Here is a 25750-nt window from a genome sequence, read left to right as displayed (position 1 = left end):
GCTCACTGCCCGCTCCGCCCGCCGGCCGCCAGGTCGAGCCGCCCGTAGAGGAAGTCGGCCGCGTTCTCGATGACGAGGCTCACATCGATCATCTCGTTGAGCGAGGCGGGCTGCGCGCCGCCGGCCCGCTCCACCCACGTGATCACGGCGTAGTGGCCGTAGGTCTTGGCGTAGGCGGCGCTGAACCCGGGCCCGAACGCGGGTACGCCCGGCGCCTTCAGCGGCACCACCCAGCCGGCGCCGGTCGCCGGGTCCAGGTCGCGCAGGACCTGCTTGACGCCGTCCTCGGTCGCCATGTTCAGCACGATGAACTGGCCGACGTGCTTCTTGTCCCCGCTGACGTACGCGGCGCGGACGAGCTGGCTGCACTGGTGCTTGGCGAGGTCCTGCTGGAAGCGGGCGCCCCAGGTGCCGTCCTTGCAGTCGTTGGTCAGCTTGGACGCCGCCAGCGTGAACGCGTACTTGTCGCCCTTGACGCTCTTGGCGGCGAACGCCTCGCCCTCGGTGATCGCGCGGGCGTCGGCGGACCGCGCCGCGATCTGGCCGAAGCCCTCGCCGAGGTAGTCGGGCGTGTACGCCACCGGCACCGCTGGCTTGGCCGGGGCCTCGTCGCCGCCGCCGGTCAGCAGGACCGCGGCCACCGTCGCGACGACCACCACGGCCAGCGCGGCCAGCGCGGCGGCCGCGCCGATCAGCAGCTTCGCACGGGGGCGCTTGCGGCCGGGTTTCTCCTCCGGCCAGAAGTCCTGCCCGCCGCCCTGCTGCGCGGTCTGGGCGGAACCTGGGTCACGAGCCTCGATCACGCCCCGGAGCTTAGCGGTCCCGCGGTCTCCGCGCGCCCAAAAGGGCCATTCGTCCAGATTCCCGGGAGCTACACGCCGTTGGTGCCGATCAGCGCGCCCACGACGTAGGTGATGCCCGCCGCGGCGGCGCCGAACAGCAGCTGCCGCGCCCCGCCGAACCACCAGGGCCGGCTGGTGATCCGCGCCACCAGCGCCCCGGCGAGGAACAGGCCGAGGGCCGCGACGATCGCCGCCGGCCACAGCGAGGACGCGCCCAGCAGGTACGGCAGCACCGGCAGGACCGCGCCGACCGCGAACGACAGGAACGACGAGCCCGCCGCCAGCACCGGCGACGGCAGGTCTCCCGGCGTCACCCCGAGCTCCTCCCTGGTGTGCACCTCCAGGGCCTCGTCCGGGTTGCGGGACAGCTGCCGGGCGACCTCGGCGGCCGTCGCCGCGTCCACGCCGCGCGCCTCGAACACCTCGGCGAGCTCGCGCTCCTCGGCGGCCGGGTGCCGGGCGAGCTCGAGCCGCTCGACCTCGATCTCCGCCTCGGCCAGCTCCGACTGCGAGGCGACCGAGATGTACTCCCCCGCCGCCATCGAGAACGCGCCCGCCGCGAGGCCCGCGAGGCCGGCCAGCAGCACGACCTTCTGGCTCACCTGGCCGCCCGCGACGCCCGCGATCAGCGCGAAGTTGGAGACGAGCCCGTCCATCGCGCCGAACACCGCGGGCCGCAGCCAGCCCCCGGTGACGTCGCGGTGCTGGTGGTGGTGCTCCGGCACGCCGCCGGTCTTCTCACTGCTCATCTGGTCCCGCGTCCGACACCGTCGCCGCTCCTACTTCCCGTCCGCGACGGGCTCCCCCTTCGCCACCCGGCCGGGGCCGGCGGCACCGTCGCCCTCATTCTCCACGGCACGGGTCTCGGGGTCGGCCACCGGGGCGTCCTCCGGCTCGTCGTCCGGTGCGTCGTCCGAAGGAGCGTCCTCGCCGGACGCCGCCTCCGGTTCACCGGCGGCGCCGTCCTCGCGCCCGGCTTCGGACCCGTCCTCGGGCTCGGCTTCGGTCTCGGCGGCTTCGGGCCCGGCCTTCGCCTCATCGGCTTCCGGCGCGGCCTCCGCGTCGGCCTCCGCGTCGACCTTCGCGTCGGCCTTCGCGTCGACCTGGGTCTCGGTCGTGGCGGGGACGGCGGCGGTGTCCGCGGTGTCCGCGGTGCCCCCGGTGTCCGCGGCGGCGGGGGCGGGGGCGGGGGCGGGGGCGCCGACGTTCTCGGGGCCGGTGCGGTTGCGCGCCAGGTACAGGTAGGCGACCGCGCCGGCGAACACGATGATCGACGTCCAGTCGTTCAGCCGCATGCCGAGGATGTGGTGGGCGTCGTCGATGCGCAGCGCCTCGATCCAGCCGCGCCCGACCGTGTAGGCGGCGACGTAGAGGGCGAACGCGCGGCCGTGGGTGAGCTTGTAGCGCCGGTCGGCCCACAGGACGAGGACCGCGACGCCGACGCACCACAGCGACTCGTACAGGAACGTCGGATGGTAGGTCGAGATGTCGGCGTACCTCGGGTCGAGGCCGGGCCCGCCGTCCAGCATCGGCCGGTGGTTCTCGTCGATCTTCAGCGCCCAGAAGGTGTCCAGCGGGCGGCCGTACAGCTCCTGGTTCCAGTAGTTGCCCCAGCGGCCGATCGCCTGCGCCAGCGCGATCCCGGGCGCGATGGCGTCGCCGAGCGCCAGCACGGAGACGCCGTGCCGCCGGCAGCCGATGACCGCGCCGAGCGCGCCGAACGCGACCGCGCCCCAGATGCCGAGGCCGCCCTTCCAGATCTCCAGCGCCCGCAGCGGCTCGCCGTTCTCCCCGAAGTACCGCTGGTAGTCGGTGATCACGTGGTAGAGCCGCCCGCCGACCAGGCCGAACGGCACCGCCCACACGGCCACGTCGACGATCATGCCCGGCGTGCCGCCCTTGGCGGCCCAGCGCCGCTCGCCCAGCCAGACCGCGGCGACGATGCCAAGAATGATCATGATGGCGTAGGCGCGGACCGGGACGGGCCCGAGGTGCCAGACGCCCTGCGAGGGACTCGGGATGTAGGCGAGCTGGTGCATGACCGTTGACGTTACCGCCTCCCGGGCGCGGTGCGCGCCCTCTCCGTCACCGCGATCACCGCGGCCCTGCCCCCGCCGGGGGCGTGCCCCCCGCCGGGCCGGCCGCCGTGCCGCTCGACGGGCCGCTCGAACGCGTGGCGCCGGGCGCGGGTGCGCTCCCGGCGGCCTTCGCGACCGCCTTCTTCAGCTCGTCGGGCGAGCCGAGGACGTCGCCGCCGACCTTCTTGCCGTTCAGCGCCAGGTACGGGGTGGAGTCGACGCCGGACTTCCCCGCGAGGGCGCTGGCCTGGTCCACGGTCTCCATCTTCTGCTCGCCGTTGACGCACGCGGCGAAGGACGGGTCGGTCACGCCCAGGTCGGCCGCCCAGGCGATGAGGTCCTTCGGCAGGAACCCCTTCGTGCCCTCCTCGGGCTGCTCGGCGTAGAGCCTGTCGTGGTACTCGACCCAGTGGTCGGCGGGCATGCAGGCGGCGGCGTTCGCGGCCCGCCGCGAGTTCGACATCAGCGGCTCCTGCTGGAACAGCTGGAACGGCCGGTACACCACCTTCAGCTCGCCGTCCGCCGCGAGCTGCTTCATCGTCGCGCCGAGCCGCGCCTCCATCCCCTTGCACGCGGGGCACTGGAAGTCCTCCCAGACGTCGAGGACGGGCGCGGTCACGCCCGGCTTCGCCATCGCGACCGAGCCGTCCTGCTGCCGGGTCGCGGGCGCGAGCGCGCCCTTGTAGTCGCCGATCTCCGGCCCGCCGCCGCCGTCCCGGGTCACCAGCACGACGACGGCCGCGACCACCACCCCCGCCAGGGCGACGGCGCCGAGGACCACCAGCAGCGCCCGCTGCCGGCGGCCCCGCGCCGCCGCCCGTGCCCGTTCGTCCGCCAGGCGCCTGCGCGCCGACGGTCCGCCGTCCTGCTCGCTCATCGATCCCCCGATCGCCACCGTGCGTGTTCCCGAGCTACCACGAGCGTAGCGGGGACGGCCGGGCGGGGGTCTCAGGCGGCGCCGGGCGGCGCGGCCGCGTCGGCGGGCGGGATCACTTCCCGGTCTTGCCCGCCGCGTCGATGGTCGCCCGCAGCGCCGCGGGGTTCATGAACTGGGAGCTGTCGAGCTTCTGGCCGTTCAGGAACACGGTCGGGGTGCCGTCGACGCCGCGGTCCTGCAGCGCGTACTTGGTCATCGAGTCGACCGTCGACTTCTTCTGCCCGTCCCGGACGCACTTCTCGAAGTTCGGGTCGGTGACGCCGACGTCCTTGCCCCACTTCACGAGGTCGTCGGGCGAGAAGCCCTCCGAGCCCTCGGCGGGCTGGAACTTGAAGAGCGCGTCGTGGTAGGAGATCCACTTGTCGGCCGGGACGCACAGCGCCGCCTCGGCCGAGCGCAGCGAGTTGATCTTGACGGGGTCCTTCTGCTGCCCGAACAGGTGGAACGGCCGGTAGACGACCTTGACCTTGCCCTGCTGGGCGAGTTCCTGGACGGTCTTGCCGGTGGCCTCCTCGAACTGCTTGCAGATCGGGCACTGGAAGTCCTCGAAGATCTCCAGCTCCGGCTTGGCCACGCCGGACTGCGCCATCACGATGGAGCCGTCGTCCTGGCGGCTCAGCGGGGCCAGCGCGCCCTGGTGGACCTCGGCGCGGCCGTTCTTGTTCTTCTGGTCGATGACCAGGACGGTCCCGACCACGATCACCGCCACGGCCACCACCGTGCCGAGGACGATGGCGAGCAGCCGCCGCTGCTTCTCCCGCGCCGCCTGCCGCTTGCGCTCTGCGGCCAGGCGCTCCCTCGCGGACCGCTCTCGTGCGGCCTTGCTCATTGGTTCTCCTCGTGCGTGCGGACCCGGGCGCCGCCACCGTGCGGCGCGGTACCGGGGAGATTAGTCGACCTGACCGATCCGTCGGAATTCGTCGATCAGGACGAGCAGGAACAGGACCACGGTGACGGCGTGCACCCCGGTGCACCACAGGCAGATCTTGTGCAGGACCGCCAGTTCGACGGTGACGAGGTAGACGACCATCAGCACGCCCACCGAGACGCCGGCCACCCGCCCCCAGCGCAGCGGCGGCCACGTCGAGCGCAGCGCCCACGGCGTCAGCAGCGCGCCGAAGCCGACGAAGAACGCGAGGCCGAGCAGCGGCATCGGGATGCCGAGCAGGGACGAGTAGTCGCTCGTCGTGACCGCGTGGCAGTCGATCGTCGACGTCGCCGAGCAGACCAGCGCGCCCTCGTCGTAATGGGTGATCGTCAGGTAGACGGAGATCCCGAGCCCGGCGAGCGTCAGCAGCCAGGCCGGGATCTGGAACCACGCGGGCGGCAGCGCCGGCGGCGCCGCCTCGTCCCGGCCCTTCGCCGTCATCTCTTGTGTCATCGTGATCCTTCCGGGACCGCCTCCTCCGGCGAACACACCCTACGGGAGTGCGGCGGCACCACAAGCAACAACTCGGCGGCGGTCGCCGCGAGTTCCCGGAACACCGTAAAGCCCGCGCGGAAGCGGCTTCTCCGCGTTCCGCGCGGGCCCTTACGGCATGTCCGTAATGATCAGTGTCGGCCGCGGACGCCGGCCGCGAGCTCCTCGGTGAACGACCTGACCGCGGCCACCCCCGCCGGGAGGTCGGGCGCCTCCAGGACGCGGCGCACGAACGCCGACCCGACGATCACGCCGTCGGCGAACCCGGCGATCTCGGCGGCCTGCGCGCCGCTGCCGACGCCGAGCCCGAGCCCGACCGGCAGCCCCGTGCCGGCCTTGTCGATGACCGCGCGGGTACGCTCGACCAGCCGCGGGGCGCCGGTGTCGACGGCGGAGCGGGCGCCGGTGACGCCCATCAGCGACGCCGCGTACACGAAGCCGCGGCACTGCCCGGTGATCGTCTCGATGCGCTCGTCGGTGGAGCTGAGCGCGACCAGGAACACCCGGTCGAGGCCGTGCGCGTCGGACGCCTCCAGCCACTCGCCGCCCTCCTCGGGCGTGAGGTCCGGGGTGATCAGCCCGCTCCCGCCGGCGGCGGCGAGGTCGCGGGCGAACCGGTCGGCGCCGTAGTGGTCGACGGGGTTCCAGTACGTCATGACGAGGACCGGGGCGCCGGCGGCGGCGACGGCCTCGACCGTGCGGAACACGTCGGCGACGCGGGCGCCCCCGACGAGGGCCTGGTGGACGGCGTCCTGGATGACGGGGCCGTCCATCATCGGGTCGGTGTAGGGCAGGCCGAGCTCGATGACGTCGCAGCCCGCGTCGACCATGGTCCTGGCCACCTCGATGGCGCCGTCGACGGTCGGGAACCCGACGGGCAGGTAGCCGACGAGCGCGGCCCGCCCCTCGGCACGGGCCTTGTCGTAGGCGGTCCGGGCGCTCACTGGGCCGCTCACTGGGCCTCTCCTTCCGGCATCAGGCCGAAGAAGGCGGCGGCCGTGTGCATGTCCTTGTCGCCGCGCCCGGACAGGCACACCACGATCGTGGCGTCCGGGCCCAGCTCCCTGCCGACCTTCAGCGCGCCGGCGAGCGCGTGCGCGGACTCGATGGCCGGGATGATGCCCTCGGTGCGGCACAGCAGCGCGAACGCCTCCATCGCCTCCGCGTCGGTGATCTCGCGGTACTCGGCGCGGCCGGTGTCGTGCAGCCACGAGTGCTCGGGGCCGACGCCCGGATAGTCGAGCCCGGCGGAGATCGAGTGGGTTTCGAGGGTCTGGCCGTCGTCGTCCTGGAGCAGGTACGTCCGCATGCCGTGGATGACGCCGAGGGAGCCGCCGGTGAGGGTCGCGGCGTGCTTGCCGGACGCGACGCCGTCGCCGCCGGCCTCGAACCCGTACAGGCGGACGGACTCGTCCGGGACGAACGCGTGGAAGGTGCCGATCGCGTTCGAGCCGCCGCCGACGCAGGCGACGACCGCGTCCGGCAGGGCGCCGGTCATGTCGACGCACTGCCGCCGCGCCTCGACGCCGATGATGCGCTGGAAGTCGCGGACCATCATCGGGAACGGGTGCGGGCCCATCACGGACCCGATGCAGTAGTGGGTGTCGTCGACGGTGGCGACCCAGTCGCGGAACGCCTCGTTGCAGGCGTCCTTGAGGGTGCGGCTGCCGGTCTTCACCGGGATCACCTCGGCGCCGAGCATCCGCATCCGGGCGACGTTGAGGGCCTGCCGCTCGGTGTCGACCTCGCCCATGTAGACGGTGCAGGTCAGGCCGAGGAGCGCGGCGGCGGTCGCGGTGGCGACGCCGTGCTGCCCGGCGCCGGTCTCGGCGAGGATCCGGGACTTGCCCATCCGGCGGGTGAGCAGCGCCTGGCCCAGCACGTTGTTGATCTTGTGGGAGCCGGTGTGGTTGAGGTCCTCGCGCTTCAGCAGCACGCGGGCGCCGCCCGCGTGCTCGGCGAACCGCTTCGCCTCGGTCAGCAGGCTCGGACGTCCCGCGTAGTTCGCGAGGAGGTCGTCCAGCTCCGCGGTGAAGGCCGGGTCGTGCTTGGCGGCCTCGAACTCGCGGGTCAGCTCGTCCAGCGCCGCCATCAGCGCCTCGGGGGCGAAGCGGCCGCCGAACCGACCGAAATGGCCCGTGGCGTCGGGTACAGCACCGCGCGCGGCGGTGTCCGTGGTCATGGGAAAACGCGTCCTGTCATGGGAGAAGCGAATGGGGTCGGTGGGTCCTGGGCTCAGCCCCGCCATCGCTCCCGGAGCGGTTCGACCTGCATGCCACTCACCCTATCCAGTCCGGCTCAGCCGCTCAGCCGCTCAGCCGCTCTGCCGCAGCGCCGGATGCGCGCCCGCGGCGACCAGGTCGGCGACCGCGGCGCGCGGATCCCGGCCGATCACCAGGCTCTCCCCCACCAGCACGGCGTCGGCACCGCTGGAGGCGTAGGCGAGCAGGTCGTGCGGGCCCCGCACCCCCGACTCGGCGATCTTCACGACGTCCTTGGGGATGGTGGGCGCGACGCGCGCGAACACTCCCCGGTCGACCTTGAGGGTGCGCAGGTCGCGGGCGTTCACCCCGACGATCTTCGCGCCCGCCTCGACCGCGCGGGCCGCCTCCTCCTCGGTGTGCGCCTCGACGAGCGGCACCAGCCCGATCGACTCGGCCCGCTCCACCAGCGACACCAGGGCGTCCTGCGGCAGCGCCGCGACGATCAGCAGCACCATGTCGGCGCCCGCCGCGCGCGCCTCCCACAGCTGGTAGGAGGTGACGATGAAGTCCTTGCGCAGGACCGAGATGTCGACGTTCGCGCGGACGTCCGCGAGGTCGGCGAGGCTGCCGCCGAACCGGCGCCGCTCGGTCAGCACGCTGATCACCTTGGCGCCGCCGGCCTCGTAGTCGCGGGCCAGCGCGGCGGGATCGGCGATCGCCGCCAGCGCGCCCTTGGACGGGCTGCTGCGCTTGACCTCGGCGATGACCGACACCCCGGGGCCGCGCAGCGCACCGAGCGCGTCCCGCGCCGCCGGGGCCTTCGCCGCCTTCTCCTTGAGTGCGTCGAGCGGGACCTCGCGCTGCCTGTCGGCGAGATCGGCCCGGACGCCCTCGATGATCTCGTCCAAAACGCTCAAGGTCGCAGGCCCCCTATTTCAGGTCGTTCCGTGCACTATATCGATCGCGGGAAACGGCCCCCCGGCCGCCCCGTCGGCGACGCGGGCCGCGGGGGTCAGGGGGCCAGCGCATGGGCGAAGGGGAGGTTGCGGGCTATCCAGTAGACGATCACCAGGCCGAGGAACGCGTAGACCACCGGCTGTTTGAAGAGCACGGTCCGCATCGGCAGGCCCTGGGCGCTACTGACCGTCCAGCGGACGTAGAGGTAGCCGAAGACCGGCAGCAGGACGAACAGGAGCGGGTTGAGGCCGAACGCGATGCCCACGTCCCCGTGGGTCAGTGCGTAAACGAGCCGCGTCATCCCGCAGCCGGGGCAGTAGTACCCGGTCAGCATCAGGAACGGGCAGCCGGGGTAGTGCCCCGCCTCGTTCGGGTCGCCCCGGAACGCCACGACCAGCGACCCGGCGACGACCCCGCCGAGCACCGCCGCCTGCGGCAGCAGCGCCCGCACCCCCTGCCTGGGCGCGTGCGAATGCTCTTGCGGCGGAACGGCTACCCGAGTCACACACCCACGATAGGTGACCGCCGTCGCACGGTCCGACCCCCCGCCCCGGCAGGTTGAAGCTCAGCCACCCCAGCAAGTTAAAGCTCAGCCGCCCCAGCAGGTTGATGCTCAGCCGTCCCAGCAGGTTGAAGCTCAGCCGTCCCAGCAGGTTGAAGCTCAGCCGGCGGAGTACGGGCAGGCAGGCGGAGCGAGCGCTAGCGAGCGCAGCGGGCATGCCCGGCGACGCAGGCGACCGCAGCGACGCCGCACACGCCAGAACAGGCACGACAGACCGCAACAGCGGCGTGAGGATCGCCTGCGTCGCTGACGGGGGTTCCAGGGGGTCGCCCCCCTGGGTCAACACAGCCCCCTGGGTCAACGAGAGTCGCTCCCCCGATCGAGCACGTAGCCGATGCCGCGGACGGTTCTGATGGGGGTGTCCTCGCCGAGTTTGGCGCGGAGCTGGGCCACGTGGACGTCCACGGTGCGGCTGCCGGCGCCGGCGCCGGGGCCCCAGGCGGCGTCGAGGAGCTGCTCGCGGGTGAAGACGCGGCCGGGGTTGGCCATGAGGAATTCGAGGAGGTCGAACTCGGTGACGGTGAGGGCGACGCGGCGGCCGCCGGTGACGGCGGTGCGGCCGCGGGGTTCCAGGGCGATCGGCCCGGCCCGCAGCGGCGCCGCGGGCGGTTCGGCGGGGGCGCCGCGGCGGAGCGCGTCGGCCACGGCGGCGACCAGGACGCGGGGGCCGAACGGGCGGTCGACGCGGTGGTCGCCGAGGGCGCGGCCGACCGCCGGGTCGAGGGGGCCGGTGACGGCGACGACGGGGGCGGGGCGGGCGGCGTCGGCGGTGCGGCGGTAGAGGTCGGCGGGCAGCGCGGCGGTGGACAGGTCGAGGACGACGATGTCGGGGCGGGTGCGCTCGGCGGCGGCGGGCGCGCGGCCGGGGTCCGGCTCGATCTCGACGTCGAAGCCCTCCCGGGCGAGGTAGCGGCGCTGCAGTTCGGCGACGGCCGGGTCGTGCTCGGCCACGAGCACGAGTCCGCCGCCGTCGGCGGTCACGGGCGGCCGTTCCGCTGGGCGGTCGGGTCCTCGCCGCGGTCGAGGGAGCGCCACATCGCGGACGGGTCGTCCGCCGCGGGCTCCTTGGCGGGCGTACGGGCGCCGGCGCGCTCGTAGCGGGACGACATGCCGGGCCAGCGGGTGCCGCGCACGGCCGCGACGAGGCCGGCGACGACGAGGAGCACGCCGCCGGCGACCGAGACCACCCACCACAGGTTCACGTTGAGGGCGGGGTCGGCGCCGAGTTTGAGCAGGGCGCTCTTGTCGCCGGCGGCCGAGAGCACGTTGGAGCGCTGGACGGCGACGGTCGAGGCGTAGGCGATGCCCGCGCCGAACAGGGCGATGAGGACGCCGACGGCGGCGCGCACCCTGCCGCGGGTGGCGAACAGCGCGGCGAGGCCGGCCAGGCCGGCCCAGCCGAGGGCGCCCGCCGCGCCGCCGAGGTCGCCGCCGGTGAGCGTCTGGGTGAAGGGGGTGATCGCGTCCTCCGCCCTGACGGTGGCCCAGGTCCGGCCGCCGGCGAGCAGGGCGAGTCCCGCGCCGGCGGCGCACAGCAGCGCCGTCAGGCCGCGTTCACGCCCGGGCGTCATGCGCTCTGCTCGGGGCGTTCGCCGGGCACGGCGTCCAGGACGTCGGCGTCCCAGCAGGTGCGGTCGCCGGTGTGGCAGGCGCCGCCGACCTGGTCGACCTTCACCAGGACGGCGTCGGCGTCGCAGTCGAGCGCGACCGACTTCACCCACTGCTGGTGGCCGGAGCTCTCGCCCTTCACCCAGTACTCCCGCCGGCTGCGCGACCAGTAGGTGCAGCGGCCGGTGGTGAGGGTGCGGTGCAGGGCCTCGTCGTCCATCCAGCCGAGCATGAGCACCTCACCGGTGTCGTACTGCTGGGCGATGGCGGGGACGAGGCCGTTCGGGTCGCGCTTCAGCCGATCGGCGATCTTCGGGTCCAGGTTGGACGGGCGTGCGGACATGACCCGCAGTTTATGGCGCCCCGGCTCCGGCCCGAACGAAGCCCCATGCGAACGAGGCCCCGTGCTGATAGGACGTGCTGATCGGACGTACCGAACGAAAGGGCCCGCTCCCCGGCGGAGGAACGGGCCCAGACGTACGACTACGGGTGTTACAGGGGGACGACCTGGTCGGCCTGGGGACCCCGGTTACCCTGCGTCACCTCGAACTGGACGCGCTGGTTCTCGTCCAGCGTGCGGTATCCGGAGGACTGGATGGCCGAGTAGTGCACGAAGACGTCCGGACCGCCGCCGTCGACGGCGATGAATCCGAAGCCCTTCTCGGCGTTGAACCACTTCACGGTGCCCTGCTGGGGCATGTCTTTCTCCTTGCGGCAAAACCTGGGCCCACACCTCGCGGGCCCGTGCGGTCGCTGCGGAACGCTCTCGCCCCCGGTACGGTCCCGGAAAAGCCAAAACGCCCGCTGCCATCAGTCCGCGGGCGTCTTCACGATCGAGAACCACGACTGCAACCGACCGACCCACAGTATCACCGGTTCCGCGTAAAGCGGAGGAGCCGCAAGGCACGCGATTCTTCTCTCGGCGAACCATGCCGTTACCTGCCCGTTAAAGACTCCAACCGGTCTCGGTCAGGCTCTTGACAGCGTCCGTCGCCCCGGTGAGGCGGACGTCGGCGACGTCCCGGCGGCCCAGCGCCCACAGCACGAGTTCGCCGACGGCGCCGTGCACGCGGACGGCCCCGCGGGCGTTACGGCGGGCGTTCCGGCCGCGCACCGGCACCCGCAGGCTGCGGCCGTCCGGTTGCACCAGCGTTACCTCGACCTGAACCTTTCTTAGGACAAAGCGGGCAATTTTTATCCGCCGCCAGAGCAGTTCCCCGAGTTCCGGCGAGATCTCCCGGGGGCTCCAGTCGGGACGCGCCCGCAGCACGTCCTCATGGTGCACAAAGAACTCGACACCGTTCGCGATTTTGTCGACTCCCGGAAGCGCGTACGGCGACAACTTCGCCGGTCCGTCCCGGAACCGTTCGACGAGCCGCTCGAACGGGACGGCGCGCGCGGTCCGGCGCCGGACGCGCTCGGTGTAGAAGGACAGCGGCGGCAGCAGTATTCCGGGGGCCGCGTCGACGCGGTCCTCCCGGACGACCAGATGGGCGGCCAGATCGCGGGCGGTCCAGCCCGCGCACTCGGTGGGCGCGTCCGGCCCGGCCTCCGCCAGCGCGGCCGCCAGCAGCAGCCGCTCGCCGCGGACGGGGCCCGGATCGGCCGGGCCGCGCTCGGGTGTGGTCATCCTCCCGATCGTAGGCGGTGCCGACCCGGCCGGGAATAAGCGCCCCGGGCGGATGGTAGGCAATGTGCGGGCCCGCAGATCCCCCCGCCGCGGTGCGAGGGGGCGCGCGCGGGCCCCGTCCCGTGCAAGCCGTGAACGAGGAGTCGCCGTGCCACCTGCGTCCAGACGCGTCAGCCCCCATGTGCTCCGGGAGGGCATGGGCGTGCTGTGGGTCGCGGTCAAGGCGGAGCCCCGGGTGTTCACGGCGTCGGTGGTCGCCAGCGCGCTGTACGCGGCGATGACGGTGGCGACGGCGAAGGTCCTCGGCTGGGCGACCCAGGAGGTCGTGCTGCCCGCGTTCGCGTCGGGGAGCACGACGGCCGGGGCGCTGGCCGGCGCCGCCGCCCTGATCATGGGCGTGGCGCTGCTGAAGGCGCTCGGCGTCGCGGGCCGCCGCTTCTACGCGGGCCTGATGCAGTACCGGCTGCAGGCGACCTACCGGCGCGCGGTGACCCGGCAGTACCTGCGGCTGCCGCTGGCATGGCACCACCGGCACCCGACGGGCCAGCTGCTGTCGAACGCCAACGCCGACGTGGAGGCGGTGTGGGCGCCGATCGCGCCGCTGCCGATGGCGGTCGGGGTGGTGTTCATGCTGGCGATCGCCGCGGTGTCGATGCTGGTGACGGACGTGGTCGTGGCCGGGGTCGCCTTCCTGGTCTTCCCCGCCGTCGCGCTGATCAACGTGGTGTACCAGCGGCGGCTGTCGCCGGTCGCGACCCGCGCGCAGCAGCTGCGCGCCGAGGTCAGCGAGGTGGCGCACGAGAGCTTCGAGGGCGGCCTGGTGGTCAAGACCCTCGGCCGGGAGGCGGCGGAGACGCACCGGTTCCGGGAGCGGGCGGAGGCGCTGCGCGACGCCAACGTCGCGGTCGGCCGGATCCGCGGGCTGTTCGACCCGGTGCTGGAGGCGCTGCCGAACCTCGGCGTGCTCGCCGTCCTGGTGATCGGGTCGGCGCGGCTGGAGGCGGGCGCGATGTCGCCGGGCGACCTGGTGAACGTCGCCTACCTGTTCACGCTGCTGTCGTGGCCGATCCGGGCGCTCGGCTGGGTGCTCGGCGAGGTGCCGCGCAGCGTCGTCGGGTGGGAGCGGGTCCGCGGCGTGCTGGACGCGACCGGCTCCCTGTCCTACGGCGACGGCGCGCCGGACGGCTCCGGCGGGGCGACCGGGCTGGAGGTCCGCGAGGTCCGGTTCGCCTACGAGGCGGCCGGGGACGGCGCCGATCCGGAGCGGCACGTCCTGCACGACGTGTCGTTCGCGGCCTCGCCCGGCCGGACGATCGCGGTGGTCGGCCCGACGGGCTCGGGCAAGTCGACGCTGACCTCCCTGCTGGTCCGGCTGGTCGACCCGGCGGACGGCTCGGTCCTGCTGGACGGCCTGGACCTGCGCGACGTCCGGCGCGGCGGGATCGCGGCGACGGCGGCGCTCGTCCCGCAGCAGACGTTCCTGTTCGACGACACCGTGCGCGGCAATGTCACGCTCGGCCTGGACGTGCCGGACGAGCGCGTCTGGGAGGCGCTGCGCCTCGCCCAGGCGGAGGGCTTCGTCGCCGCGCTCGCCGGCGGCCTCGACACGAAGGTGGGCGAGCGCGGGGCGACCCTGTCCGGCGGGCAGCGGCAGCGGCTGGCGCTGGCCCGCGCGCTGGTGCGGCGGCCCCGCCTGCTCGTCCTGGACGACGCGACGTCCAGCGTCGACCCGCAGGTGGAGGCGCGGATCCTGCAGAGCCTGCGGGAGGCGCAGTCGCGGGAGGCGGGCGGCGCGACCGTCGTGGTCGTCGCCTACCGCAAGGCGACGATCGCGCTGGCCGACGAGGTCGTGTACATGGAGCGCGGCCGCGTCGCCGGGCGCGGCGCCCACGCCGATCTGCTGGAGAGCTCGGAGGGCTACCGCAACCTCGTCAACGCCTACGAGCGGGCCGAGGCCGAGCAGGAGGCCGTCGAGGGCGGCGAGGAGGCCCTGGCATGACGATCATGGACAGTACCGCCGGGAGCGAGGGTGCGATCAGCACCCTCAGGCGGGGGCTGCGGCTCAGCCCGGAGTTCAGCGCGGGCCTCACCGTGACGCTGCTGCTGGCCCTGGTGTCGACGGCGGGACGGGTGGTGGTGCCCATCGCCGTCCAGCAGACGATCGACAAGGGCATCGGCCGCGAGGGCGGCCCCGACATCGCGTTCATCCGGACGGCGGTGCTGCTGTGCGCGGCCGCCGTACTGGTGACGGCCGTGTGCGCGTACCTGATGAACGTGCGGCTCTACAAGACGTCCGAGGGCGGCCTGGCGGCGCTGCGGGTGAAGGCGTTCCGGCACGTCCACGACCTGTCGATGCTCACCCAGAGCGGGGAGCGGCGCGGCGCGCTGGTGTCGCGGGTGACGGGCGACGTCGACCAGATCAGCCAGTTCATGCAGTCCGGCGGGCTGATGTTCATCGTGTCGATCGGCCAGCTGGTCGTCGCGAGCGTCCTGATGCTCGTCTACTCGTGGCAGCTGGCGCTGCTGGTGTGGGTGGCGTTCCTGCCGCTGGCGTTCGCGCTGCGCCGCTTCCAGGCCATCCTGTCGCGCGCCTACATGCTGGTCCGCGAGCGGATGGGCGACCTGCTCGCCGCCGTCGGCGAGTCGGTCGTCGGCGCCCCGGTCATTCGGGCGTACGCGTCCGAGGAGCGCACCGGCCGCCGGGTGGACGAGACCGTGGACGCCCACCGCGACGCGCAGACCCGCGCGCAGGCGATGGTGGCGCTGACGTTCCCGGTGAGCGAGCTGGTCGCGGCGCTGGCCACGGCGGCGGTCGTCATCGCCGGGACCCTCCTCGGCATCGCCGGCGACCTGTCGGCCGGGAAGCTGATCGCGTTCCTGTTCCTGGTCACGCTGTTCGTCAGCCCGATGCAGACCGCGACCGAGGTGTTCAACCAGGCGCAGAACGCGATCGCGGGCTGGCGGCGCGTGCTCGGCGTGCTGGACACCGTCCCGGACGTCGCCGACCCGGGCGACGCGGGCGCGGCGCCGCCGCGCGGCCCGATCGAGGTGCGGTTCGAGTCGGTGGGGTTCGCCTACCCGGGCGGCCCGCAGGTCCTGCACGACGTGAACGTCGGCATCGCGCCGCGCAGCCGTGTCGCGGTCGTCGGGCAGACGGGCTCCGGCAAGACCACGTTCGCCAAGCTCCTGACCCGCCTCATGGACCCCGTGTCGGGCCGCATCCTGGTGGACGGCGTGCCCCTCGCCGGCATCCGCTTCTCCTCGCTGCGCGAGCGGATCGTGATGGTCCCGCAGGACGGGTTCCTGTTCGACGCGACGCTGGGCGACAACATCCGCTACGGGCGGCCGGACGCGTCCGACGAGGACCTCGCCCTGGCCCTGACCGAACTGGGTCTCGCCGACTGGCTGGACGGGCTCCCGCAGGGCCTCGCCACCCCCGTCGGCCAGCGCGGCGAGTCGCTGTCGGCCGGCGAGCGCCAGCTCGTCGCGCTCGCCCGCGCCTACATCGCCGACCCGGACCTCCTCGTCCTGGACGAGGCGACGTCCGCCGTCGACCCGGCCACCGAGGTGCGCATCCAGCGCGCCCTGGACGGCGTCACCCGGGGGCGCACGGCCATCGCCATCGCGCACCGCCTGTCCACCGCGGAGGCGGCCGACGAGGTGATCGTCTTCGAGGCCGGCCGCGTCGTCCAGCGCGGCCCGCACGCCGACCTCGTCGCGCGTCCCGGCGTCTACGCCGACCTGCACGCGTCCTGGATCGCGCAGCGTGGGTTGTGAACGGCGATCGCGGTGGTGAAGGACATCACCGACCTGGGGTAAAGCACTTGCCCGTTATCTGGTCTAGTGCGCATTCTGGCGGGGTGAGCAACGAGGTCGTGTTGGAATCGGCGGGCACGCTGCACGGTCAGCTGCAGCGGGGGCTGGGGAGGGCCGCGCGGCGCGCGGCGGACGTGCGGGGAGCGGGCGAGTACGTGTACGCCTGCGTCCGGCGGGATCCGCGGTGGGACCGGCAGTGCGAGTCGCGGCGGCTGTACTACGCCCGGTTGATGGTGGACCTGGAGCTGCCGGCGGGCCCGGTGGCCGAGCACCTGTTCGACCCGGCCGACCACACCGACCCGGACGACTGGCGGGTCGACCTCGCGCTGGGCGTGCTCGCGGACCTGGTGCGGCTCAGCCGGCGGGAGGCGGCGGCGCCGCTGCGGCGCTACGCCGAGGAGGGCGCGCAGTGGTTCGACGCGGTGGTGGAGCTGATCGACCTCGAGGACCCCGCGCTGGCGCCCGGTCTGGACGACGTGGTGGCGGCGCGCTGCGACGACGCCGACCTCGCGCTGCTGATACCCGCCCGGCGCAACCCGGTGATCGAGGCGTGGGCGGCGCGGCAGCCGCGGGTGGCGGCGGCGCTGGCGCGGCAGCGGGAGGCGGGCCGGGCGGCGCGCCGCGCGATGGTCGCCGCGCCGGGGCGGGACGCGCAGAGCGAGGCGGAGCTGCTGGAGGTGGCGCGGCGGCGCGGGGAGGGCGCCATCGCGGCGATCTTCGAGCTGGGGCGGCGGCGGGCGCCGGCGCTGCTGGACCTCGCCGAGGAGCTGCTGCCGCAGCGGCCGAGCCGGGTCGGCGGCGCGGTGTGCCGGGCGCTGCGCGACTACGGGCCGGAGACGCTGCCGCGGGCGCGGGCCTGGGCGGCCGAACGCGGCGGCTGCGCCGACATGGGGCTGCGCATCCTCGCCCGGTACGGCACCCGCCAGGACATCCCGCTGCTGATGGACGAGCTGCACGGCGCCGTCGCCCGGCGGGAGTGGGGCGGCGCCGCCGGGCCGATCGAGGGGCTGGGGCGGCTGCGCGCCGGCGAGGCCGTGCCGCTGCTGAAGACCGCGTGGACCGAGTCGACCTACGCCTACCTGAGACCCCGCATCCTGACCGCGCTGACGAGGACGGCGCCGCACACGGCCGAGTCCTACAGCGTCGAGGGGCTGTGGGACTGCGAGGAGGGCGTGCGCGCCGAGGCCGCCCGGACCGCGCCGCTCACCCGCGAGACGGGGCTGCGGCTGCGGCGGCTGCACCAGGACGGCGCCGAGGAGCCCGCCGTCCGCGCCGCGGCGGGGACCCGCCTGATGACCTGACCGCGCCGGCGGCCTGAGGAGCCCGGTGAACCCCGCCGGGGCGGGACGCGTATTCACCCCTCGAATCGCTCATCTCACCCCGGAGAGGAATGGCGATGGGTTCCCGACACCCCCTCGGCCTCATCAGGCCGCCGCTGCTGTGCGCCGCCGCGCTGGCGCTGCCGCTCGCGGCGGGCTGCTCCGCGAGCTCGGACGCCTCGTCCGGCGCGAAGGCCGCGAACCCGGCCAGCCTGCAGGAACTCGCCCGGCAGACCGGCTGCACGGTGACCGGGCAGCGCAAGGTCAAGGACCTGGAGCAGGGGAACTGCAAGAACGCGCGCGGCCGGTACGTCCTGCTCAGCTTCACCACCGACCAGGGCATGAACGCCTGGCTGCACGAGGCCAAGCCGTGGGGCGGCTGGTACCTGGTCGGGGCCCGCTGGGTGGCGGTCAGCGAGAAGCCGACGCTGGAGGACCTCCGCGGGGACCTCGGCGGAAAGATCGTGCAGGGCGACCACCACGGCGGCGGGCCCGGCGGCACCGAGCACAGCGGCACCGGGCACGGCTGAGCCCGGCTCGGCCCGGTTCAGCCCGCCGCGGGCCCCTCCCCGCCCCGCACCAGCAGGACGCTCCAGCGTTCCAGGGCCGGGCCGACGCGGGCGAGGACGCGCCGCGCGGCGAGCCCGCGCCCGATCGTGCCCGGACTCCACAGCGGGTGCCCGGGGCCGTCCACGACGACCCGGACGGCGGCGACCGGCAGCCCGCCGCCGCGTGCGGCGACGACGGCCGACTCCATGTCGGCGACGCGGGCGCCCTGCGCGGCCAGCACGGCCCGCTGCCCGCCGCGGACGACGCGGTCGGTGGTGACCAGCGCGCCGACCTGGGCGCTCAGGCCGTCCCGGATCAGTTCCCCGGCGAGCAGGCGCGGCGCGGCGCAGGCCAGCGCCGTGCCGCCGGGGCCGCGGATCTCGTCGGCGACGAGGACGTCGCCCGGCCGCAGCCGCTCGTCGAGCGCGCCGCCGAAGCCGACGGTGACCAGGGCGGCGCACGCGTCCGGCAGCCGGGCGGCGCGCCGGGCCCGGTAGCCGACGACCACGACCGGCGTGCGGGCGAGCCCCCGCCGGACCGCACGGGCCTCGATCCGCAGCGCGGCGCACACGACCGGGCCCACCACGGGCGGCTCCGCGGCCTCGTCCTCGGCACCGCCCACGGGTGCGCTCTCGGTGCTCACGCGTCCAGCGAAGCACGGGGCCGCCCGCCAGTTCCAGCCGCGTCACCGTGCGGTACCACATTCGTCCCGGACGGATCCGCCTCGCGGAGGGGGCCGGCGGCCGGGCCTGCCCCGTAGACTCCACCGCATGACCTCCTTTCCCCTCCGGCGGAAGCTGGCCGTACTCCCCTTCGCGCTGCTGCCGCTCGGCGCGCTCGCCGCGTGCGGCGGCGAGAACAGCACGACGTCCTGCGGCGTCAACGCCTGCACGGTGACCTTCGACCGCGGTGTGGACGCGAGCGCGTCCATCCTCGGGGTGAAGGCCGAGCTGGTGAAGGTGCAGGGCGAGATGGTCACGCTGAAGGTCGCCGGGCAGACGGTGACCGTGCCGGTGGGCGACGGGCAGCAGGAGGCCGAGGGGTTCAACGTCTCGGTCCAGTCGGTCACCGAGGACAATGTGGTGGTGCGGATCTCGAACGCGGGCTGATCCGTCTAGGATTCGTACATGCGTTCGATGAACACGGCTGAGCGGCGGGCCCGGCTGGCGCTCCGCCACCGGCTCGCCCCGCAGGCCAGGACCGACGACGTCCTCGACATCGCGCGGTCCATGGTGGTGCTGCACGCCACCGACCCGGCGACGGTGTTCCTGTCGGTGGCGGCGCGCAGCGTCGCGGCCGGCCCGGACTCGGTCGAGCGGGCCCTGTACGACGACCGCACGCTGCTGCGGATGCTCGCGATGCGCCGGACGATGTTCGTCGCGCCCACCGAGTTCGTCCCGGTGCTGCAGGCGTCCACGGCCGACGGGCTCGCCGTGAGGCAGCGGGCGACCTACTCGCGGTTGATCGAGCGCGGCAGCGACATCACCGGCGTCCCGGCCTGGTTCGCCGAGGCCGGGGAGGCCGCGCACCGGGCGCTGCTGGCGCGCGGGGAGGCGACGGGCGCGCAGCTCAGCGCCGACGTCCCGGTGCTGCGGACGCAGGTCGACCCGGCGCCCGGCAAGTCCTACTCCCGGCCCACGGGGGTCACCACCTGGGTCCTGGTGACGCTCGGCTGCGAGGGCCGCATCGTGCGCGGGCGGCCGAACGGGTCGTGGATCAGCAGCCAGTACCGGTGGTCGCCGGTCGAGGCGTGGCTGCCCGGCGGCATCGCCGACGTCCCGGCCGCCGACGCCCGCGCGGACCTCGTCTGCCGCTGGCTGCGCGCGTTCGGTCCCGCCCCGGTCGCCGACCTGAAGTGGTGGACGGGCTGGAACGCCGGCGACGTCAGGAAGGCGCTGGCGCTGCTCGAGGTCACCGAGGTCGACCTCGGCGGCGGCGCGACCGGGGTCGTCCTGTCCGACGACCTGGAGCCGGCCCCCGGGCCGGAGCCGTGGGCGGCACTGCTGCCCGCGCTCGACCCGACGCCGATGGGCTGGCAGGAGCGCGGCTGGTTCCTCGGCGGCCACGGCCCGGCGCTGTTCGACCGGAACGGCAACATCGGGCCGTCGATCTGGTGGGACGGCCGCGTCGTCGGCGGCTGGGCGCAGCGCGCGGACGGGGAGATCGCCGTGCGCGTCCTGGAGGACGCCGGCGCGGAGGCGGAGGCCGCGATCGAGCGCGAGGCGGCGCGGATGTCCGCCTGGTACGGCGGCGTCCGGGCCACCCCGCGCTTCCGCACCCCGCTGGAACGCGAGCTCACGTCCTGACCGCGCGCGGCCGAGGCCCGGCCCGCCGGCGGTTCAGTGTCCGTCGGGAGCCGGCGCGACGCGGCGCCCGGCGGCGCCCCGCCGGACGAGGGCGACCGCGAGGACGACGGCCGCGGCCCCGCCGAGGGACACGGCGGCGAGGAACGCGAGGAAGAGGTAGCCGTACACGGTGTCGTCCGGTACCACCAGGACCAGGCCGTCGGTGCCGCGGCAGGTCAGCAGCGCCGAGCCGGACACCGGCGCCTGGAACGTGGCCGTGTACCGGTACCCGGTCCGCTCGGCCGCGTTCCGGGAGTTCTTCCGCGTCAGCCTGATCGGCCCGGACCGCTCGCCGACCTCGACCGCGCACCGGTAGGGCGAGGGTCCGCCGGTGCGGACGTAGACGAAGTAGCCGTACCCCTCGGAGAGCTGGACCCGCATCCCGGCGACCGGGTCCCCCGTCGCCGGCGGCCCGTCCGCGACCTGGCGGTCGTCCCACAGGAACGCCAGCATGGTGAGGACGCCCACCGCCGCCACGAGGACGAGGGCGACCGGCAGGGCGTACCAGCCCGCGCCGGGGCGGACGCGCCGCTCGGGGATCCGGGGCGGCGGCACCGGGCCCGGCCCCGTGGGCGGCGGTCCCGTCGGCGGGTTCGGCCCCGGCCACATCTCGTGTTCGCCCCCTGGGGATCGGTCTGCGGGAAGGCAACGATCCCAGAGAACGCCGCCGGCCGCCACGGAAGGCCCCTGGTAAGGGCCCGCTGACCGGCGCGCGGCGGCGCGCCGGTAGCGTCGCCCTGAGATCGAGGAGGCGCACGTGGCCAGACCGTCCGACCTGGAGCCGGGGACGTTCCCCCCGCGGGCCGCCGAGCTGCGGCGGCGGGTCCGGGAGTTCCTCGCCGAGACGCCGTTCACCGCGCGCTGCGACAGCTGGCTCACCGGCGCCGATCCCGCGTTCAGCCGGCGGCTCGGCGAGCGCGGCTGGCTCGGCATGACGCTGCCCGAGCGCTACGGCGGGCACGGCCGCTGCCCGCTGGAGCGGTTCGCGGTGATCGAGGAGCTGCTCGCCGCCGGGGCGCCGGTGGGGGCGCACTGGATCGCCGACCGGCAGACCGGGCCGAGCATCCTCGCGCACGGCACCGAGGAGCAGAAGGCGCGGTTCCTGCCGGCGATCGCGCGCGGCGAGTGCTTCTTCGCGATCGGGATGAGCGAGCCCGACTCCGGGTCGGACCTCGCGTCCGTCCGCACCCGCGCCGAGCGGGACGGGGACGGCTGGCGGCTGCACGGCACCAAGGTGTGGACGAGCGGCGCCCACATCGCCCACGCGATCCTCGTCCTCGCGCGCAGCGCGCCACGGTCCGGCGACCGGCACGCCGGGCTGAGCCAGTTCATCGTCCCGCTGCCGGACGAGCGGGTCGCGATCCGGCCGATCCTCGGCCTGTCGGGCGAGCACCACTTCAACGAGGTCGTGTTCGACGGCGCGTTCGTCCCGGACTCGATGGTGCTCGGCCGGGCCGGGGACGGCTGGCGGCAGGTCACCGCCGAGCTCGCCTACGAGCGCAGCGGCCCCGAGCGGCTGCTCAGCACGTTCCTGCTGGTCCGGTTGCTGCACGGCCGCGCGGACGGCCCGGCGGCGCGGCGCGCCCTCGGCCGGCTGACCGCGCGGCTGTGGTCGCTGCGGCAGGCGTCCCTAGCCGTCGCCGGCGCGCTGGAGGCCGGGCTGACCCCGCAGGTGCCCGCGGCCCTGGTGAAGGACCTCGGGACCCGGTTCGAACGCGAGGTCATCGAGGTCGTGCGGGAGCACGCGGGCGTGGAGCCCGACCCGGCCTCCCCCGACCCGCTGGCCCGCGCGCTGGCGGAGTCGGTCGTGCAGGCGCCCGGGTTCACGCTGCGGGGCGGCACCAACGAGATCCTGCGCGGCATCGTCGCGCGCGGCCTGGGAGTGCGCTGATGGAGCTGCTGGAAGAGACCGCGCACGAGATCCTGGCCCGGGACGACCCGTGGGCGGCGCTGGTGGAGTCCGGGCTGGCGCTGGTGGGAGTACCGGAGGAGGCGGGCGGCAGCGGCGGGACCCCGGCCGACGCCGCCGCCGTGCTCCGCGCGGCCGGGCACCACGGCGCCGCCGTCCCGCTCGCCGAGACCGGCTGGCTCGCCGGGCGGCTCCTCGCCGAGGCCGGGCTGCCGGTCCCGCGGGGGGCGCTGACGGCGGCGTCGGGCGAGGTCGAGGCCGCCGGGCGGACGCTGAGCGGGACGCTGCGGCGGGTCCCCTGGGCCCGCTCCGCCGACCGGCTGGTCGTCCTGGCGGACGGGGTCGTCGCGGTCGTCGACCCGGCGGCGGCGCGGATCACCGAGGGGTCGAACGTGGCGGGCGAGCCCCGCGACGACGTCGTGCTGCCCGGCGTCCGGGCCGAGGCCGTGGCGCCGTGCGCGGTGGGCCCGGCGGAACTGCGGCGGCGCGGCGCGCTGGCGCGTGCCGTGCAGCTCACCGGGGCGATGGGCCGGGCGCTGGAGCTGTCGGTCCGGTACGCGGGCGAGCGGGAGCAGTTCGGGCGGCCGGTCGGGCGGTTCCAGGCCGTCCAGCAGCTGCTCGCCGAACTCGCCGGGGAGGCCACGGTCGCCGACGTCGCGGTGCGCGCGGCCGTCCGCGGCCCGGACGACCCGGTCGCGGTGGCCGCCGCCAAGGCGAACGCGTCGCGGGCGGCGGGCACGGTCGCGGCGATCGCGCACCAGGTCCACGGGGCGCTCGGCGTCACCGGGGAGCACGTCCTCCGCACGGTCACGCTGCGGCTCTGGTCCTGGCGGGACGAGTACGGAAACGAGACGGAATGGGCGGACGAACTGGGCGCCTCGGCCGCCGCGGCACCCGATCCCTGGACGTTCCTCACCGGTCCCTGACGGTTGCGGCCCCCGTCCGCGGTTACCTACCAAGTGGGAGACCACCGCGGACGGAGGCAGCATGGCGCTCTGGGACCGACTGCCCGCCCCACCGATCAGGCTGCCGCACCCCAAGGGGCTGTCCCGCTACACCGTCGAGCGCGACCTGCCGGCGACCATGCCGGACGGCGTGGCGCTGCTCGCCGACCGGTACGTCCCGGCCGGGGTGGAGCGTCCGCCCACGATCCTCGTGCGGACCCCGTACGGGCGGCGCGGCCCCGCCGCCCTCGCCAACGGGCTGCTGTTCGTCCCGTTCGGGTTCCAGCTGGTCGTGCAGAGCACGCGCGGGACGTCCGGCTCCGGCGGGGAGTTCGACCCGCTCGGCCACGAGCGCGACGACGGGCTCGCCACCGTCGCCTGGATGAAGCGGCAGCCCTGGTTCCACGGCACCTTCGCCACCTTCGGCCCGAGCTACCTCGGCTACGCGGCCTGGGCGATCGCGGCCGAGGCGGGGCCGGCGCTGAAGGCGATGTCGCTGCAGATCACCGCGTCGTCGTTCCGCGACGCCGCCTACGTGGGCGGGTCGTTCGCGCTGGAGTCCGCGCTCAGCTGGACCGACCTGACGCACCGCCAGCAGCGCCCGCTCGGCATGATCACCGCGCCGCTCACCGCCCGGCGCCGCGCCCTGCGCGCCGCCCGCTCCGGCCGCCCCCTCGCCGAGCTGGACGTCCTCGCGGGCGGCGAGCCGATGCGCTTCTACCAGGACCTCCTCGCCAACCACGTCCTCGCCGACCCGGCGCTCTCCGGCCGCGCCGCCCCGAACGGCTACTGGGACCGCCGCGACTTCAGCGGCACCGTCGGGCAGGTCGCCGCGCCGGTCAACCTCCTCGGCGGCTGGTACGACGTGTTCCTGCCGTGGGAGATCAAGGACTACCTCGCGCTGCGCGCCGCCGGCCACACCCCGTACCTGACGATCGGCCCCTGGTGGCACACCGACGCCCGGCACGGGCTGCCGGGGATCCGCGAGTCGCTCGCCTGGTTCCGCGCCCACCTGCAGGGCGACCCGTCCGGGCTGCGCCCCGACCCCGTCCGGCTCTACATCACCGGCGCCGGCGAATGGCGGCACTACCGCGACTGGCCGCCGCCGGGCACCCGGCAGGTGCGCTGGCACCTGCACGGCGGCCCCGGGGAGGGGCACGGCCTCGGCGAGGACGGCCCGCAGGACCACCCGCCGAGCACCTACACCTTCGACCCGGCCCGCCCGACGCCCGCGCTCGGCGGCCCCACCCTGCTCGGCAGCTCCCGCCCCGTCGACAACCGCCCGCTGGAGCGGCGCCCGGACGTCCTGGCGTTCACCTCCCCCGCCCTCGGCGCCGACCTGGACGTGATCGGCCCGGTCGGCGCCGACCTGTTCGTCCGCTCCGACCGCGCGCACACCGACTTCATCGTCCGGCTCTGCGACGTCGCCCCGGACGGGACGTCCCGCAACGTCTGCGAGGGCGGCCTGCGGCTGCCCGCCGCCGCCGAGAAGCCCGTGGGGACCGGCGGCGTCCGCCGCATCGCCGTGGACCTGTGGCCCACCGGGCACCGCTTCGCCCGCGGCCACCGGATCCGCGTCCACGTCACCAGCGGCGCCCACCCCAAGGTCGCCGCCAACCCCGGCACCGGCGAACCCCTGGCCACCGCCGAGACCCGCATGCTGAAGGCCCACCAGGAGGTCTTCCACGACCCCGACCACCCGTCCGCGATCATCCTGCCGATCGCCGAGCACCCCCCGGAGGCCGCCGTGTCCGCGCCCTCCGAGGCGGACGCCGACTAGAGGCGGGCGGCGATCGCCTTCGCGAACCGCTCGGCGCTGCCCGGGCCGTGGTGGAGGTAGAGGTTGGGTTCGGTGAGCTCCAGCTCGATGATGAGCGGGGCGCCGTCCGGGCCGGGGATCAGGTCGACGCGGGCGTAGAGCAGGTCCGCGCCGCCCGGGACGGCGGCGAGGGCGCGGGCCGCGACGTCCAGTTCCGCCTCCGTCGCCGTGGCCGCGGTGACCCGGCCGCGCGTGGCGTCGCCGCGGACGGAGCCCTGCACGCCCGCGCCGGCGGTGAGGATCTGCGCCTTGCGGCCGGCGTGGCTGTACTCGCCGTCGCAGAAGACCAGGGCCGTCTCGCCCGCGGAGTCGACCGCAGGCAGGTAGGGCTGGACCATGACCGTCCGGCCCGCCTCGCGCAGGGAGCGCAGGTGGGCGCGGGCCCGCTCCTCTTCGCCGGGCCCCCAGCGGGCCGTGTCGCCGGAGCCGACGGAGACCGCCGGCTTGATGACGTACTCGGGCCAGTCGGACGGGATGTCGTCGGGGTCCCAGCGCGTCGGGACGACGGGCAGCCCGGCTCCGGCGAGATCGCGGAGGTAGCGCTTGTCGGTGTTCCAGCGGATGACGTCCGCCGGGTTGAGGACGCGCGGCAGGCTCTCCGCCCACGCCACGAACCGGTCGCGGCGGGCCGTGTAGTCCCATGTGGAGCGGATGACGACCAGGTCGTACCGGGACCAGTCGGCGTCTCCGTCCCAGATGACCGGCTCGGCCTCGACGCCGAGCGGGGCGAGGGCGCCGATCAGGTCCCGGACGTCGTCGCTGCCGCCGGGCAGCCAGGCACAGGTCGCGAAGGCGATGGTCATTCCGGGGG

27 protein-coding genes are annotated in these 25750 nt (G+C 74.7%); 9 read left to right on the top strand and 18 right to left on the bottom strand.

Annotated elements, in window-relative coordinates:
• Positions 1–2 precede the first annotated feature (2 nt).
• From ABZ806_RS10345 to ABZ806_RS10275, 15 genes are all read right to left on the bottom strand, one after another.
• Positions 3–803, bottom strand: coding sequence for a hypothetical protein (locus ABZ806_RS10345; protein ID WP_500216581.1), 801 nt, complete (start codon positions 801–803; stop codon positions 3–5).
• A 68-nt stretch (positions 804–871) separates the two neighbouring features.
• Positions 872–1591, bottom strand: coding sequence for a VIT1/CCC1 transporter family protein (locus ABZ806_RS10340; protein ID WP_500216580.1), 720 nt, complete (start codon positions 1589–1591; stop codon positions 872–874).
• 30 nt (positions 1592–1621) lie between these two features.
• Entirely contained in the window at positions 1622–2881 is a 1260-nt protein-coding gene (gene lgt / locus ABZ806_RS10335) for a prolipoprotein diacylglyceryl transferase (RefSeq protein ID WP_500216579.1), read from the bottom strand.
• 55 nt (positions 2882–2936) lie between these two features.
• Entirely contained in the window at positions 2937–3797 is an 861-nt protein-coding gene (locus ABZ806_RS10330) for a DsbA family protein (protein WP_500216577.1), read from the bottom strand.
• Positions 3798–3909: 112 nt separating this feature from the next.
• On the bottom strand, positions 3910–4686 hold the full coding sequence (locus tag ABZ806_RS10325; protein ID WP_500216576.1) for a DsbA family protein: 777 nt from the start codon (positions 4684–4686) through the stop codon (positions 3910–3912).
• 60 nt (positions 4687–4746) lie between these two features.
• A complete protein-coding gene (locus ABZ806_RS10320) occupies positions 4747–5238 on the bottom strand; it encodes a vitamin K epoxide reductase family protein (RefSeq protein WP_500216575.1) in 492 nt (163 codons plus the stop codon).
• Between the two features lie 170 nt (positions 5239–5408).
• Positions 5409–6233 (bottom strand): tryptophan synthase subunit alpha, encoded by an 825-nt coding sequence (gene trpA, locus ABZ806_RS10315; protein WP_500216574.1) that lies wholly within the window; start codon positions 6231–6233, stop codon positions 5409–5411.
• Positions 6230–7459: a tryptophan synthase subunit beta gene (gene trpB, locus ABZ806_RS10310; RefSeq protein ID WP_500216573.1), complete on the bottom strand. Its 1230-nt coding sequence runs from the start codon at positions 7457–7459 to the stop codon at positions 6230–6232. Before trpB ends, trpA begins: the two co-directional genes overlap by 4 nt.
• Before the next feature lie 132 nt (positions 7460–7591).
• Complete coding sequence (gene trpC, locus ABZ806_RS10305; RefSeq protein WP_500216572.1) at positions 7592–8398, bottom strand: indole-3-glycerol phosphate synthase TrpC; 807 nt, start codon at positions 8396–8398, stop codon at positions 7592–7594.
• Positions 8399–8493: 95 nt separating this feature from the next.
• Positions 8494–8943 carry a DUF2752 domain-containing protein gene (locus ABZ806_RS10300; RefSeq protein ID WP_500216571.1) on the bottom strand — a complete coding sequence of 150 codons (450 nt, stop codon included), beginning with the start codon at positions 8941–8943 and terminating at the stop codon, positions 8494–8496.
• A gap of 354 nt (positions 8944–9297) precedes the next feature.
• Positions 9298–9981, bottom strand: a complete 684-nt coding sequence (locus ABZ806_RS10295; RefSeq protein WP_500216570.1) for a response regulator transcription factor — start codon at positions 9979–9981, stop codon at positions 9298–9300.
• Positions 9978–10571, bottom strand: coding sequence for a TIGR02234 family membrane protein (locus ABZ806_RS10290; protein WP_500216569.1), 594 nt, complete (start codon positions 10569–10571; stop codon positions 9978–9980). The genes ABZ806_RS10295 and ABZ806_RS10290 overlap by 4 nt, the downstream gene beginning before the upstream one ends.
• Positions 10568–10951: a phosphoribosyl-AMP cyclohydrolase gene (gene hisI / locus ABZ806_RS10285; RefSeq protein ID WP_500216568.1), complete on the bottom strand. Its 384-nt coding sequence runs from the start codon at positions 10949–10951 to the stop codon at positions 10568–10570. The genes ABZ806_RS10290 and hisI overlap by 4 nt, the downstream gene beginning before the upstream one ends.
• Before the next feature lie 149 nt (positions 10952–11100).
• The gene (locus ABZ806_RS10280) at positions 11101–11307 is read right to left on the bottom strand and encodes a cold-shock protein (RefSeq protein WP_018657218.1); all 207 of its coding nucleotides are present in this window, start codon (positions 11305–11307) and stop codon (positions 11101–11103) included.
• 247 nt (positions 11308–11554) lie between these two features.
• On the bottom strand, positions 11555–12238 hold the full coding sequence (locus ABZ806_RS10275) for a TIGR03085 family metal-binding protein (RefSeq protein WP_500216567.1): 684 nt from the start codon (positions 12236–12238) through the stop codon (positions 11555–11557).
• Positions 12239–12434: 196 nt separating this feature from the next.
• Between ABZ806_RS10275 and ABZ806_RS10270 the strand changes: the two genes are divergently transcribed.
• The 4 genes from ABZ806_RS10270 (at position 12435) to ABZ806_RS10255 (ending at position 17903) form a co-directional block, all read left to right on the top strand.
• Entirely contained in the window at positions 12435–14237 is a 1803-nt protein-coding gene (locus ABZ806_RS10270) for an ABC transporter ATP-binding protein (protein WP_500216648.1), read from the top strand.
• The gene (locus ABZ806_RS10265; protein ID WP_500216566.1) at positions 14234–16015 is read left to right on the top strand and encodes an ABC transporter ATP-binding protein; all 1782 of its coding nucleotides are present in this window, start codon (positions 14234–14236) and stop codon (positions 16013–16015) included. Before ABZ806_RS10270 ends, ABZ806_RS10265 begins: the two co-directional genes overlap by 4 nt.
• Positions 16016–16098: 83 nt before the next feature.
• Complete coding sequence (locus ABZ806_RS10260) at positions 16099–17355, top strand: hypothetical protein (RefSeq protein WP_500216565.1); 1257 nt, start codon at positions 16099–16101, stop codon at positions 17353–17355.
• A 95-nt stretch (positions 17356–17450) separates the two neighbouring features.
• Positions 17451–17903, top strand: coding sequence for a hypothetical protein (locus ABZ806_RS10255; protein ID WP_500216564.1), 453 nt, complete (start codon positions 17451–17453; stop codon positions 17901–17903).
• Positions 17904–17920: 17 nt separating this feature from the next.
• Here the strand turns inward: ABZ806_RS10255 and ABZ806_RS10250 are convergent, their stop codons facing one another.
• Positions 17921–18565 carry a phosphorylase family protein gene (locus ABZ806_RS10250; protein ID WP_500216563.1) on the bottom strand — a complete coding sequence of 215 codons (645 nt, stop codon included), beginning with the start codon at positions 18563–18565 and terminating at the stop codon, positions 17921–17923.
• Between the two features lie 127 nt (positions 18566–18692).
• Here ABZ806_RS10250 and ABZ806_RS10245 point away from each other — a divergent pair, with 127 nt between their 5' ends.
• Both ABZ806_RS10245 and ABZ806_RS10240 read left to right on the top strand, forming a co-directional pair.
• Entirely contained in the window at positions 18693–19031 is a 339-nt protein-coding gene (locus ABZ806_RS10245) for a hypothetical protein (RefSeq protein ID WP_500216561.1), read from the top strand.
• Positions 19032–19049: 18 nt separating this feature from the next.
• The gene (locus ABZ806_RS10240; protein ID WP_500216560.1) at positions 19050–20228 is read left to right on the top strand and encodes a winged helix DNA-binding domain-containing protein; all 1179 of its coding nucleotides are present in this window, start codon (positions 19050–19052) and stop codon (positions 20226–20228) included.
• A gap of 33 nt (positions 20229–20261) precedes the next feature.
• Here ABZ806_RS10240 and ABZ806_RS10235 read toward each other — a convergent pair whose 3' ends face one another.
• Positions 20262–20822: a hypothetical protein gene (locus ABZ806_RS10235; RefSeq protein WP_500216559.1), complete on the bottom strand. Its 561-nt coding sequence runs from the start codon at positions 20820–20822 to the stop codon at positions 20262–20264.
• A gap of 202 nt (positions 20823–21024) precedes the next feature.
• Between ABZ806_RS10235 and ABZ806_RS10230 the strand changes: the two genes are divergently transcribed.
• The 3 genes from ABZ806_RS10230 (at position 21025) to ABZ806_RS10220 (ending at position 24900) form a co-directional block, all read left to right on the top strand.
• Entirely contained in the window at positions 21025–22158 is a 1134-nt protein-coding gene (locus ABZ806_RS10230) for an acyl-CoA dehydrogenase family protein (protein WP_500216558.1), read from the top strand.
• Complete coding sequence (locus tag ABZ806_RS10225) at positions 22158–23102, top strand: acyl-CoA dehydrogenase family protein (RefSeq protein ID WP_500216557.1); 945 nt, start codon at positions 22158–22160, stop codon at positions 23100–23102. Before ABZ806_RS10230 ends, ABZ806_RS10225 begins: the two co-directional genes overlap by 1 nt.
• A gap of 61 nt (positions 23103–23163) precedes the next feature.
• Positions 23164–24900 (top strand): CocE/NonD family hydrolase, encoded by a 1737-nt coding sequence (locus ABZ806_RS10220; RefSeq protein ID WP_500216556.1) that lies wholly within the window; start codon positions 23164–23166, stop codon positions 24898–24900.
• Here the strand turns inward: ABZ806_RS10220 and ABZ806_RS10215 are convergent.
• A complete protein-coding gene (locus ABZ806_RS10215) occupies positions 24897–25742 on the bottom strand; it encodes an ATP-grasp domain-containing protein (protein WP_500216555.1) in 846 nt (281 codons plus the stop codon). The two genes, ABZ806_RS10220 and ABZ806_RS10215, sit on opposite strands and share 4 nt — an antisense overlap.
• Positions 25743–25750: the final 8 nt, after the last annotated feature.

The organism is Spirillospora sp. NPDC047418, from assembly GCF_040643275.1.
Classification (GTDB): Bacteria; Actinomycetota; Actinomycetes; order Streptosporangiales; family Streptosporangiaceae; genus Spirillospora.
Note: the sequence above shows the minus strand (reverse complement) of the source record. Positions and strands in the feature narration are given on the sequence as shown.

Bases quoted from the DNA above. Each gene is read 5' to 3' on its own strand.
- ABZ806_RS10340 (WP_500216580.1), bottom strand. From the start codon at position 1,591: ATGAGCAGTGAGAAGACCGGCGGCGTGCCGGAGCACCACCACCAGCAC.
- lgt (WP_500216579.1), bottom strand. From the start codon at position 2,881: ATGCACCAGCTCGCCTACATCCCGAGTCCCTCGCAGGGCGTCTGGCAC.
- ABZ806_RS10330 (WP_500216577.1), bottom strand. From the start codon at position 3,797: ATGAGCGAGCAGGACGGCGGACCGTCGGCGCGCAGGCGCCTGGCGGAC.
- ABZ806_RS10325 (WP_500216576.1), bottom strand. From the start codon at position 4,686: ATGAGCAAGGCCGCACGAGAGCGGTCCGCGAGGGAGCGCCTGGCCGCA.
- ABZ806_RS10320 (WP_500216575.1), bottom strand. From the start codon at position 5,238: ATGACACAAGAGATGACGGCGAAGGGCCGGGACGAGGCGGCGCCGCCG.
- trpB (WP_500216573.1), bottom strand. From the start codon at position 7,459: ATGACCACGGACACCGCCGCGCGCGGTGCTGTACCCGACGCCACGGGC.
- ABZ806_RS10290 (WP_500216569.1), bottom strand. From the start codon at position 10,571: ATGACGCCCGGGCGTGAACGCGGCCTGACGGCGCTGCTGTGCGCCGCC.
- hisI (WP_500216568.1), bottom strand. From the start codon at position 10,951: ATGTCCGCACGCCCGTCCAACCTGGACCCGAAGATCGCCGATCGGCTG.
- ABZ806_RS10280 (WP_018657218.1), bottom strand. From the start codon at position 11,307: ATGCCCCAGCAGGGCACCGTGAAGTGGTTCAACGCCGAGAAGGGCTTC.
- ABZ806_RS10275 (WP_500216567.1), bottom strand. From the start codon at position 12,238: ATGACCACACCCGAGCGCGGCCCGGCCGATCCGGGCCCCGTCCGCGGC.
- ABZ806_RS10270 (WP_500216648.1), top strand. From the start codon at position 12,435: ATGGGCGTGCTGTGGGTCGCGGTCAAGGCGGAGCCCCGGGTGTTCACG.
- ABZ806_RS10265 (WP_500216566.1), top strand. From the start codon at position 14,234: ATGACGATCATGGACAGTACCGCCGGGAGCGAGGGTGCGATCAGCACC.
- ABZ806_RS10255 (WP_500216564.1), top strand. From the start codon at position 17,451: ATGGGTTCCCGACACCCCCTCGGCCTCATCAGGCCGCCGCTGCTGTGC.
- ABZ806_RS10245 (WP_500216561.1), top strand. From the start codon at position 18,693: ATGACCTCCTTTCCCCTCCGGCGGAAGCTGGCCGTACTCCCCTTCGCG.
- ABZ806_RS10240 (WP_500216560.1), top strand. From the start codon at position 19,050: ATGCGTTCGATGAACACGGCTGAGCGGCGGGCCCGGCTGGCGCTCCGC.
- ABZ806_RS10225 (WP_500216557.1), top strand. From the start codon at position 22,158: ATGGAGCTGCTGGAAGAGACCGCGCACGAGATCCTGGCCCGGGACGAC.
- ABZ806_RS10220 (WP_500216556.1), top strand. From the start codon at position 23,164: ATGGCGCTCTGGGACCGACTGCCCGCCCCACCGATCAGGCTGCCGCAC.
- ABZ806_RS10215 (WP_500216555.1), bottom strand. From the start codon at position 25,742: ATGACCATCGCCTTCGCGACCTGTGCCTGGCTGCCCGGCGGCAGCGAC.